4 protein-coding genes are annotated in these 4,564 nt (G+C 66.7%); 3 read left to right on the top strand and 1 reads right to left on the bottom strand.

The genetic code is table 11. The features are described 5' to 3' along the window. Nucleotides 1-127 precede the first annotated feature (127 nt). Together Q7W02_16715 and Q7W02_16710 are read left to right on the top strand one after the other, a co-directional pair. Nucleotides 128-1,066, top strand: a complete 939-nt coding sequence (locus tag Q7W02_16715; protein MDO8477802.1) for an IS110 family transposase — start codon at nt 128-130, stop codon at nt 1,064-1,066. A 132-nt stretch (nt 1,067-1,198) separates the two neighbouring features. After that, complete coding sequence (locus tag Q7W02_16710) at nt 1,199-1,852, top strand: hemolysin III family protein (GenBank protein MDO8477801.1); 654 nt, start codon at nt 1,199-1,201, stop codon at nt 1,850-1,852. A gap of 291 nt (nt 1,853-2,143) precedes the next feature. Here the strand turns inward: Q7W02_16710 and Q7W02_16705 are convergent, their stop codons facing one another. Next, entirely contained in the window at nt 2,144-3,364 is a 1,221-nt protein-coding gene (locus Q7W02_16705) for an O-antigen ligase family protein (GenBank protein ID MDO8477800.1), read from the bottom strand. 428 nt (nt 3,365-3,792) lie between these two features. On the opposite strand from Q7W02_16705, the gene Q7W02_16700 reads away from it, so the two are divergent. Further along, nucleotides 3,793-4,071: an AbrB/MazE/SpoVT family DNA-binding domain-containing protein gene (locus Q7W02_16700; protein ID MDO8477799.1), complete on the top strand. Its 279-nt coding sequence runs from the start codon at nt 3,793-3,795 to the stop codon at nt 4,069-4,071. The last annotated feature ends 493 nt before the right edge of the window (nt 4,072-4,564 follow it).

The raw sequence follows: 4,564 nt of genomic DNA, 5'->3' as shown, positions 1-4,564 counted from the left end.
CGGGAGCCCGTTTCCCCCTCGGTCGACCGAGACCGTCCCGGAGCTTGGGGCCCCGTCCGCCGCTTCACGTGCCGTGAACCCGAACAGTCGCCAGGGCCACCGAAGCCCGCATAGACAAGGACGGGGCATGGAACGCACCTTTGTGGGGATCGATATCGCCAAGGACCAAGTGGATGTCCATGTTCATCCGACCGACGAGCGGTTCCAGCTCAGCCGCGATGAGGCGGGCCTCGCGGGGCTTGTCGCTCGGCTGCAACCCCTCGGGCCGCGCCTGGTGGTGCTCGAGGCCACCGGAGGCTATGAGATCCCTGTCGCCGCGGCGCTGGCCAGCGCGGGGGTGCCGGTGGCCGTGGTCAATCCGCGGCAGATCCGCGATTACGCCCGCGCCACCGGCCAGCTCGCCAAGACCGATGCCCTCGACGCCCGGATCATGGCCCGGTTCGCCGAAGTCGTGCAACCCGCAGTCCGGCCCCTGCCGACCGCGGCGGCCCAGGCCCTGGGCGACCTCGTCGCCCGCCGCCGCCAGCTGATTGAGATGCTCGGGGCCGAACGCAACCGCCACCAGCAGGCGCGCGACCCGCAGCTGCAACGCCGCATCGCCACGCATGTCCGCTGGCTGACCAAGGCCCTGGCGGAGCTGGACACGACCCTCGCCGACACCATCCGCTCCAGCCCGATCTGGCGCGAGCGCGACAACCTGCTGCAATCGGTCCCCGGCATTGGCGATGTGACCGCCTACACCCTGCTCGCCGATCTGCCCGAACTGGGTCGGCTGGATCGCCGCAAGATCGCCGCCCTGGTCGGGGTGGCGCCGATGAACCGGGACAGTGGCCACTGGCGGGGCCGCCGCACGATCGCCGGGGGCCGCCCGGCGGTGCGCAGCGTGCTGTATATGGCCACCCTCACCGCGGTCCGTTTCAACCCGGTGATCGCCCATTTCTATCAGCGCTTGACCGCGGCCGGCCGGCCGAAAAAAGTTGCCCTCACCGCCGCGATGCGCAAGCTCCTCTCCATCCTGAACGCGATGCTGCGAGACCAACGCCCATGGCAACCACAATCCGCTTGACAAACAAGACAGTCGCTCCGGGGGCGAGGGGATCAGAACGACTCCCTCTCCCTCTGGAGGGAGAGGGCCGGGGTGAGGGTGGAGCGTGCGTTCGCGCATAGTCCGGGTCAGGCCGAGCGTAGGATTGACGCCATGAGCGCAGCGCCTGCAGCACTCGAGCGCGGGCAGTCACTCGGGGAAGAAATCGCGAACAGCATCAGCCATGGTGTGGGCCTCGCCGCCGCACTCGCGGCGACCCCATTTCTTATCGCGTATGCCGTGCAGCGCGGGGGTGCAGCATTCATGGTGGGCGCGAGCGTCTTCGCCGCGACGATGGTGCTGCTGTACCTGGCCTCGACGCTCTATCACGCCCTACCCCGCGGCCGGGCCAAGCGCGTGTTTCGGGTCATCGAGCACGGCGCGATCTTTGTTCTCATCGCCGGTACGTACACACCCTTTACCCTGGGTGTGCTGCGCGGTGCGTGGGGGTGGGCGCTATTCGGGCTGGTCTGGGGCTTGGCTGCGGCCGGGGTACTTCTGAAGGCCGTGGGCGGTGTGCGGTATCCAGCGCTCTCCGTGCTTCTGTATCTGGGGATGGGGTGGCTCATCGTCGTCGCGATTCGACCGCTGTGGCTCCACGTGCCGCTGGCCGGTCTGGTGTGGCTTCTGTCGGGGGGCATCGCCTACACGGCCGGCGTGGCGTTCTTCGCCGCGAAGCAGCTGCGCTTTAGCCATTTCGTGTGGCACCTATTCGTCCTTGCTGGTAGCACCTGCCACTTCATCGCGGTGCGGTTCTACGCGGCCTAATTCACGTTGCGAGACCATCGACGCGACCAAAACACCGCGCGGAAACCGCCGCTTCGACTAGGAGTACGGCAGTTCGCTCCAGCATTGCGCGTCCGGCTCCAAAGTGCGCTCAGCGAGGCCCCGAACCCTAGCCGGCTGCACGTCGTACAGCGGCCGAGCGAGAGAATGTCACAGCAACGTGCCAGGAGGGAGGGATCTCCTGGACGCTGTTCTATCGATGGCGGTTGGAGCGGCATCTTACGGCGACGGACGGGATCCCGTTATCAGGGACGGAGATTCCCCCAGCCCGGCTCACGCGCCGCCCGCCTCCCGGCTTACCACGAACGGTAGCGCCATGATGGTCCACGCGACCATGACCACCTCCGAGTCGCCGAAGTTGTACTCGGTCAGCCCCGCCACCAGGAAGCCCGTGATCGCGGCCAGGCTGCCCGCGACCAGCGCCCGCTCCTGCGCCGCCGTGGCCGGCAATCGGCGCAAGATCGCCACGGCCCGCGCGTAGAACGCCCCCCAGATCCAGAGCCAGGCCGCCAGGCCGATCACCCCCCGCTCCACCAGGATCTGGAGCGGGGTGTTGTGAACATGTCCGGTCCGCTTCTTCATGGCCTCGGGCAGCGCGTAGCGCTGGTACTCGCGCTTGACACCCCCAGGCCCCACGCCGAGCCACGGCCTCGTCTGCCACAGGGCCAGCCCGCTGCGCCACATGTACACGCGCTCCTTGACGGTCGGGTCCTGGCGGTCGCCCACGCTGAGAAAGCGCTGACGCAGGTGCTGCGGGCCCGCGAGAACGCCGAGCAGCAGCACGACGAGTCCTCCGATCAGGAGCCAGCGTGCCCTGCGGATCAGCGGTGCCAAAGCCAGCACCCCGGCGGCGAAGCCGAGCCAGGCGCCCCGCGTGTACGTCACGGCCAGCCCCAAGAGCGTCACGAGCCAGGCCAGGAAGGACAACCCCCACAGGCGTCTTCCGAGAAGCAGCCGCGGCAGGGTCGCGAGTAGCAGCAGGTTCAGGATCCCCGCGAGTGTCATGTAGATGCTGAACGAGCCCCGGGCGCGGTCGCAGCGATGGAAGAACCACCGGCCGAGCCCCTCGCTCGGCTCGGGCTGCGGACAGAATCCGACCTGGAGCAGGCCCATCAGCGCCGCAGCGGCCACCACCAGGCTCAGGGCCGAGAGGAAACGGTCGGCGACCTCAGATCTGGTGAACACATCGGCGGCGACATACAGCGCGGCAACCAGCCACAGCCCCTTGGAAGCCACGAGGCTCGTCCGCGGGTGGCCCGAGGCAAGTGCCGACAGGAGGCTCACGGCGCTGAAGCCGAGCACCGGCGCCCACAGCGGCCAGGTCGCCGCCCGCCGGGCCTCGGGATCCCGCAGCCGCCGGAGCCAGAGGAACGTCAAGAGGAGGAGCGCCCCCTGAGACAGGGTGATCGAGAACCCGAGGCCGAGGAGGAAGGCGGTGACGCCGATGCGGCTCAGGGTGCTCACGTCATCGGGCCGGGCGGTCAGGACGCCCATTGCGCGCGATCATACAGCACCTCCACCCGCCGGTCGATTGTAGCCGCTCACGCGCCTCTTCAGCGTTTTGCTCGACGTCGGTTTCAGCGTCAGGAAGCAGCCGGACGACCCTCGGAGATGCGCCTGGACGCACGCATCAGCGTGTTCCGGGGCCGACGCACTGGGAGGGGCAACGGGGCGGGAGGCGGCCCCGGCCTCAGAGGAACCCCGGGCACCGGATCAGCCGATCGAGGTCCCATACGTATAGGGGAACGGGAACCCGGGAACGATGAAGCCGAGCGCGAGTAGAAATCGCCCATTCACGGAGAAACATGTTGAGCGGTAATCCACGAACTCGCGCGCGCTCCTTGACGGATCCTCGGCTACCTCGTATCCTGAAGGGCGGGTACAAGTTTCTAACTTTCTTACTGTCTATGGAGGAACTCCACATGCCGCTCGTCAAGGTCAAAGAGAAGTTTCAAGTGACGCTTCCTGCTGCAATCCGGCAGAAGGTCGGCGTCGACGTGGGCGATCTCTTGGAGGCCACCGTCCAGGGCAAGAGGATCACCTTCACTCCCAAGGTGGCGGTCGACCGCGCATTCGTTGAGCAGCGGCTCGCCGAGGGGTTCGAGGATGTCAAGAAGGGCCGCGTATACGGCCCCTTCAGCTCGGCCAAGGCCCTTGTTCGGTCGCTCCACCATGAGTCCCGGAAGCTCAAGAAGCGTTGATGCGCGCCGTCTACACCCAATGATTCCTGAACAGCTACACGATTGCGCCTCCCGAGATCCAGCGCGCGGTTGACCGCCGCGTCGCCCTCCTGCTCCAGGATCTCCGCCACCCTTCCCTCCGGGCCAAGAAGTACGACGAGGCCCGCGACCTCTGGCAGGCTCGGGCCACAGGCCTCTTTGATCCTAGGCAAGGTGTATCGAATCATCCCGGATCCGGAAGCAGCTAAGGATGATCTGGTTCGGATCGTGGACGAAAGCGGCGAGGATTACCTCTATTACAAGACCCACTTCGTCTTTGTAGATTTTCCAAGAGCCATTGCGAAAAAGATTCGATCACTTGAAGCCGCTACTGCCTAGCCTGCTCTTCCAAGTAACATCATCACGCGGGTGAACCGGCAGGGGGTGAGACGTCCGCGGTTTTGGTGAGGGTGTAGCCGAGTTCCTGGGCCCGGCGCATGAGCTGGGAGACGACACGGCTCTGGTAGCGGCGCTC

The sequence above is a fragment of the Candidatus Rokuibacteriota bacterium genome (genome assembly GCA_030647435.1).
Classification (GTDB): domain Bacteria; phylum Methylomirabilota; class Methylomirabilia; order Rokubacteriales; family CSP1-6; genus AR37.
This window is presented reverse-complemented; position numbering and strand designations above follow the sequence as displayed.

Excerpts from the sequence above, each read along its gene's own strand:
- Q7W02_16705 (MDO8477800.1), bottom strand. The coding sequence starts at position 3,364 with ATGGGCGTCCTGACCGCCCGGCCCGATGACGTGAGCACCCTGAGCCGC.
- Q7W02_16700 (MDO8477799.1), top strand. The coding sequence starts at position 3,793 with ATGCCGCTCGTCAAGGTCAAAGAGAAGTTTCAAGTGACGCTTCCTGCT.
- Q7W02_16715 (MDO8477802.1), top strand. The coding sequence starts at position 128 with ATGGAACGCACCTTTGTGGGGATCGATATCGCCAAGGACCAAGTGGAT.
- Q7W02_16710 (MDO8477801.1), top strand. The coding sequence starts at position 1,199 with ATGAGCGCAGCGCCTGCAGCACTCGAGCGCGGGCAGTCACTCGGGGAA.